This window comes from Paenarthrobacter sp. NPDC057981 (genome assembly GCF_042886835.1).
Lineage (GTDB): Bacteria > Actinomycetota > Actinomycetes > Actinomycetales > Micrococcaceae > Arthrobacter.
In genome coordinates, this window is record NZ_JBHVQI010000016.1 from 86,133 (window position 1) to 92,350 (window position 6,218).

Below are 6,218 nucleotides of genomic sequence, written 5' to 3' on the forward strand. Positions count from 1 at the left end.
ACGGATACCCCGACTGAGACGCCGACGCCGACCCCGACTCCGACGGATACCCCGACTGAGACGCCGACGCCGACCCCGACTCCGACGGATACCCCGACTGAGACGCCGACGCCGACCCCGACTCCGACGGATACCCCGACGGAAACTCCGAAGCCGAGCCACTCGGAAACTCCGAAGCCGAGCGAATCAGGCACGCCGACCACTAGTGCTCCGGTCATTTCCGTTCCTACAACGGACGCGCCGGCAGCCGATTCATCGGTAGCCGATGGCTCCAGCAGCGACCTTGCGTACACGGGAACCCAGCTGGCTCCCTACATCGCAGCAGCTGCGGCACTCCTGGCCTTCGGCATCGTCCTGATGGTCCTTGCTCGTCGCAGGACAGCATCACGTCACAGCTAACTCCCTAGCCGGGGTTAGTTGTTGACCAGTGTGGCCCGGAAGCTCAAGCTTCCGGGCCACATCTGCAATTGTCACAAACACGCCGCATACACCAGAGAGCCGATAGTCCGCTTACAATTCTCTGGGGGTCAGCTGGTGGTCTCCAGTTGCCCGCGATCAGCCGGTCGAGGTTGCTTGCGATTTCCCTAGGATGCCCAGTGAATAATCCCCGTCTCCGCCCGGTAAGGGCCGTTGGCATAGCCATGACCACCCTTCTCATTGGCGCAGGGCTGGCCGTTCAGCCAGCCGTCGCCGATAAGATCGACATCATTCCGAGCACCCCGAAGGTCCTCAAGCCCGCAGCCGACGTCCCCACGGACCAATTCATCGTGGGCATTCGGGACAGCGCCGCCCAAACAGCCGCTGTGAAGGCCGAGAATGCAGCGGACCATGCAGCTACCAAGCTGGGTATCGCCACTAAGAGTTCCCGCGAGAATGCCACTGGCGGGCACGTCATCAAGCTCGACGAAGCACTTTCGGGATCTGAAGCCCAGGCCTTCGTTGAAACCCTGCGTGCAGATCCCAACGTCGCCTACGCAGAGCCCGACGCCATCATGCGCCCTACCTCTCATTCGCAGGACTACGGGTATTTGGAGCAGTGGAACCTGTGGGACAACCTTTCCGGCGTCCGCACGCCCGGAGCCTGGGACTACAACCACGGTGAAGGTGTTGTGGTTGCGGTGGTGGACACCGGCATCACCAGCCATCCGGAACTCAACGCCAACGTGCTGCCCGGCTACGACATGATTTCAAGTGCCGCAGATGCGCGCGACGGAAACGGCCGGGACCCCGATCCCACCGACCAGGGTGACTGGGTACCGGCGGAAGAGTGTGAAGCCGGCAGCCCTGCCCAGAACTCTTCCTGGCACGGAACTCACGTGGCAGGAATCGTGGCCGCGCTGGGCAACAACAGCATCGGTATTTCCGGCGTTGCTCCAAGCGCCAAGATCCTTCCGGTCCGGGCCCTCGGTGTCTGTGGCGGGTACACATCGGACATCGCCGATTCCATCATTTGGGCTGCAGGTGGGGTGGTTGCTGATGTTCCCGTGAACCCCAACCCGGCCAAGGTGATCAACCTTAGCTTTGGCGGCACCGCAGCGTGCTCCGCCACCTACCAGAACGCCATCAATACTGCGTACAACGCAGGCGCCGTGGTTGTGGCCTCTGCCGGAAACTCCAACGTGCCCGCAGCTGACGCGAGTCCCGCGAACTGCCAGAACGTGATCGCCGTGGGAGCCAGCGATAAGGCTGGAGCCCGCGCCGTGTACTCCAACTACGGCCCCACCGTGGACATCACTGCACCCGGCGGCGACATGTCCGTTGACGTCAGCCGCGGCATCCTCTCCACGCTGAACTACGGGACTACCACGCCGGGCGAGCCTGCGTTCGCTTTTATGGAGGGGACGTCAATGGCTGCTCCCCATGTGGCAGGCGTTGCAGCACTTCTCATGTCCGCACAAGGCGGCACGGTTACTCCTGCCCAGGTGGAGCAGCAGCTCAAGGAAACGGCACGGCCATTGCCTGGAGGCTGCTCCGTAGGCTGTGGCGCAGGCCTGGTGGATGCGACGGCGGCACTGAGGAAGTTCGGTGGGACGGCTCCCGCCGCATCGCCGAACAAGAAGCTCACCGACTTCAACGGTGACGGCACAAGTGATGTGATTGCCCGCGATGGCAGCGGCGCACTGTGGCTGTACCGGGGCAACGGTTACGGAGGATGGAAGGGCGCCCGCACCCAGATCGGTGTGGGGTGGAACGGCATGACCTCCATTGAGGCACCGGGTGACTTCAACGGCGACGGCTACGCAGATGTCATCGCCCGCGATGGCAACGGTGTGCTGTGGCTCTACCCGGGCAACGGCTGGGGTGGCCTCCTGGGTGCCCGTCAGATTGGCGCCGGCTGGAACGTGATGACTTCCATCAAGGCATCGGGCGATTTCAACGGCGACGCAACAGCCGACATCATTGCCCGCGACGGTAACGGAGTGCTGTGGCTCTACCCGGGCAACGGCTCCGGCGGCTGGCTGCAGCCGCGCCAGATCGGCGCCGGCTGGAACGTCATGACAGCGATCGACGGCGTCGGAGACTTCAACGGCGACGGCAAGGCCGACGTCATTGCCCGCAATGGCTCCGGCGCACTCTTGCTCTATCCAGGTAATGGAACGGGTGGGTGGCTTGGCACCAGCCAGATCGGTTCGGGCTGGAACATCTTCAACGCCCTTGAAGCTCCCGGCGATTTCGACGGCGACGGCAAGGTTGACGTCCTCGGCCGCACCACTGGCGGTGACCTGATCCTGTACGCAGGCAACGGCGCCGGCTGGTGGCTGTACTCCGCCCAGGTAGGCGCAGGCTGGAACGTGATGACGGCCATTCTCTAAATCCCTGCGCCAAGGCTCGGTTCATTCCGCTCCCTCCCAGCTTTCCGTGGGTAGAGTAGAGGCCTGAACATCGCCGGATTGCACTGGATACGGAGAACGCATTGTCAGCTTGGCTGGAACTTGGACCGGACAACTACGTCTTGGAAACCGAGGGATCGTTACTCAACACCGGGCTGGTGGTGGGCTCTGAGCTCGCCATGGTCATCGACACCGGCTGCGGCCCGCGCCAAGGCCGGGAGATCCTCGCTGCAGTGCGCGAAAAAACCCAGCTGCCGCTGGTTGTGGTGAACACCCACGCGCACTACGACCACTTCTTCGGTAACGCCGTTTTCGCTGACGACGGCGTTACCGAGTTTTGGGCGCACGCCAACTGTGCGGCCACTATCGAACGCGACGCCGATAACCAGCGTCGCTTCGTGGCCACCAACGAACCCGAGATGGCAGCGGGGGAGGGCGACGCCGTCGAGATCGTTGTCCCGAACGCGCTGGTCCGCGACCAGCCCGTGTTGGTGGACCTTGGCGGGATCACCGCGACGCTCTTCTACCTGGGCCGCGCCCACACGGACGGTGACCTGTTGGTAGGAACCAGCTCCACGCTGTACGTGGGTGACCTGGTGGAACAGGGAGCACATCCGTCGTTCGAGGATTCATACCCGGAAGAGTGGGCAGACGCCCTGCGGCACATCTCCGCCCTCCGCCACCGCTACGAATTCCTGGTACCGGGCCACGGAAAACATGTCAGTGACGAGTTCGTCAAGACCATGGCCCACACAATGAGCACTGCGGTTCGCCAGGCAACCCAGTCCATTCGCGACATGCCCTCCGACGCCACCAAGGCCATTCCGGTACTGCCGTATGGCCCGGAACAGTCGCGTTGGTTCATCAAGAGGCTTCAGGAAACCAACGCACATGGTCGCACCTCCCTGGGAACGCCGGACTTCGGTCCGAGCGAAACGGGTTCTTACCCCTCGTAAACAAGGTTCCTTACAAATTTGTCATCTTGTTTACTCCCAGGCATGGACTAATGGCTTAAACACGTCTTAGGATGAACACGACCATTGGTTCGCGACTACCTGGGGGTGTCGAGATGAGGGGTTCACGCGCATTCCCGCGTGCTGCCAGCATTCTCCGCTCTGTCATGGTCGCGGGCGCAGGCACCGCAATCTGGATGGCACTTTCAGCCACAGCCGCAAATGCGGACGCGGATACGCACGACAAAAACCTGCTAAACGGCGTTTCTTCGTCGAGCTCCATCAGCATTCCGTTGCCCGACGTGGCCCTTCCGGCCGCCGTCAAGGGATTGCTGCCCGCTGAGCAGATCAACGTCCCCGTGCCCGCCGTCACTCCCGTGGTGCAGCACGTAGGCGGCACGGTGGACGCCGCGCCGGTGGTCAACCAGGTCCTCCCCGCAAACACAGCGGGAACCATCGTGAACACCGTGGTGACACCTGTCACCGACCCCGTTGACCAAGCCGTCAACGTGGTGGTTCCCCCAGTGAACTCGATTGTGGAACCGGTGCGTTTGGAGCCTGTGACGGATGCAGTCAACCCGGTCGTGGAACCCATCGTGGGCGTGGTGGACACCGTTCTGCCGCCCCTGGACTCAGTGGTCCCGCCCGTCACTATCCCACCCGTTGCGGTGCCTCCGGTGACGGTCCCTGACACCGATGTGCCGAGCGCTCCTGGCGCCGGTACCTCAGTAGCTCCGGCCTCGCCGGACGCAGGCAGCGAGCCGGCAACCGGCGTCGTAACTTCACCGGAGCCAGCTGGCACGGAAGCAGAACAGTCCACCGCAGTTGGGCTCGGGGTCGACGCATCGTGGCTGGCTCATACCCGAAACTTCGGCCCCACCGGCATCACTGCGGTGCTTGGCGGATCCTCCTCTTCTTCCGATCCTGCAGCCCCGTCCGGGCTGCCGGGCGACTTCGACGCCGTCCCGTCCGGCCTGGCGGGAAGTGGTTCCGGCGGGTCTTCGAATGGGCCGCCCAACCCGGCAGCAGCATTCCTTCACGACGCACTGATCATCCCCGCCGACGCACTTCCTGGCCTCGCGACGGCCAACTACGAACAACATCCACAGCCGGTCTCCTTCGACCCCGGCTCCTCTCCTGACTAGTTCCCCTGCCTTGCTGCACCAGCTTTAGCGGCAGACGGCTCGACAGACGATCCGTGATTGGACGTCTCCGGAAACTAGATCTTCAGGAGAAACACACCATGAACACGACCATTCGCAAGTGCCTGATCGGCACCTGCTTTGCCGGGGGCATGATTGTCCTCAGCGCCACCGCGGCAAACGCCGCAGATACCACCAGCGGCAGTGACGGACTCCTTTCCGGCACGCAGGTGGTGGCGCCAGTAACAGCGCCCATCAACCTCGGCGCAACCTCTTTGGGCTTGGTGGGGGACTCGGCAGCAACCAGTTCGGCGGCACCTGCGGCCGCTTCCGGTTCAGCACCGGCCACCACCAACGGTTCCAATGGCATCGGCTCCGGAACCCAAGTTGTAGCTCCGGTAACGGTGCCCGTAAGCCTGGGCTCGTCGTCAGTGGGTCTGCTGGGGGGCTCCACTGCGGCGAGCTCAGCCACACCTGCCGCCCCCGCTGGGGCATCAGGTTCGACGCCGACAGCCACCACAGGCGGCGGCGACGGTATCGCCTCGGGAACCCAGGTTGTAGCACCGGTGACGGTCCCCATCACGGTTGGGTCGACGTCGGCCGGTGTGCTGGGTGACTCGACAGCCACTTCGGGAACAGCAGCTCCTGCGCAGGCCCAGGCGCCTGCGCAGGCAACAACGTCGGGGGGAGAGGGTATCGCGTCCGGCGCTCAGGTAGTGGCTCCGAATACGGTCCCTGTTAATGTCGGAGCCACTGCCGTGGGTGTGGCTGGGGATTCCTCGGCTACCTCAGGTTCCAGCGGTTCTGCCAGTGGCTCGGCTCCTGCTTCGTCCGGTGCCAGCACTTCGGGTTCTGACGGTATTGGTTCGGGGACGCAGGTTGTTGCTCCGATTACTGCTCCGGTAGGCCTTGGTTCGGTTGGTGCTGGTGTGTTGGGTGATTCCTCGGCTACCTCGGGTTCGAACGGTTCTACGAGCGGCACGGCTCCTGCCCGTGCCACCACTTCGGGTTCGGATGGCGTTGCTTCTGGTACGCAGGTGGTTGCTCCGATTACTGCTCCGGTGAACGTTGGTTCGGTTGGTGCTGGTGTGTTGGGTGATTCCTCGGCCACGAGCACGGGTTCGAACGGCACCACGGGCGGTACAGGCAGCACGTCAGGTGCCACCACTTCGGGTTCGGATGGCGTTGCTTCGGGGACTCAGGTTGTTGCCCCGATTACTGCTCCGGTGAACGTTGGTTCGGTTGGTGCTGGTGTGTTGGGTGATTCCTCGGCCACGAGCACGGGTTCGAAC

The 6,218-nt window shown here is 63.5% G+C and carries 5 protein-coding genes; 4 read left to right on the top strand and 1 reads right to left on the bottom strand.

What is annotated here, in order from left to right:
• Positions 1 to 218, bottom strand: a 218-nt coding sequence (locus ACFVSI_RS15060; protein ID WP_387825134.1) for a hypothetical protein, incomplete at its 3' end; no start/stop codon positions are given.
• A 378-nt stretch (positions 219 to 596) separates the two neighbouring features.
• On the opposite strand from ACFVSI_RS15060, the gene ACFVSI_RS15065 reads away from it, so the two are divergent.
• The 4 genes from ACFVSI_RS15065 to ACFVSI_RS15080 form a co-directional block, all read left to right on the top strand.
• On the top strand, positions 597 to 2,813 hold the full coding sequence (locus ACFVSI_RS15065; protein WP_387825137.1) for a S8 family serine peptidase: 2,217 nt from the start codon (positions 597 to 599) through the stop codon (positions 2,811 to 2,813).
• A 101-nt stretch (positions 2,814 to 2,914) separates the two neighbouring features.
• A complete protein-coding gene (locus tag ACFVSI_RS15070) occupies positions 2,915 to 3,787 on the top strand; it encodes an MBL fold metallo-hydrolase (RefSeq protein ID WP_262275761.1) in 873 nt (290 codons plus the stop codon).
• Between the two features lie 113 nt (positions 3,788 to 3,900).
• On the top strand, positions 3,901 to 4,929 hold the full coding sequence (locus tag ACFVSI_RS15075) for a hypothetical protein (protein WP_387825141.1): 1,029 nt from the start codon (positions 3,901 to 3,903) through the stop codon (positions 4,927 to 4,929).
• A gap of 98 nt (positions 4,930 to 5,027) precedes the next feature.
• Positions 5,028 to 6,218 (top strand): cell wall anchor protein (locus tag ACFVSI_RS15080; RefSeq protein ID WP_387825144.1); only part of this gene is annotated, 1,191 nt, incomplete at its 3' end.

Coding starts and splice junctions, on each gene's coding strand:
- ACFVSI_RS15075 (WP_387825141.1), top strand. CDS start 3,901: ATGAGGGGTTCACGCGCATTCCCGCGTGCTGCCAGCATTCTCCGCTCT.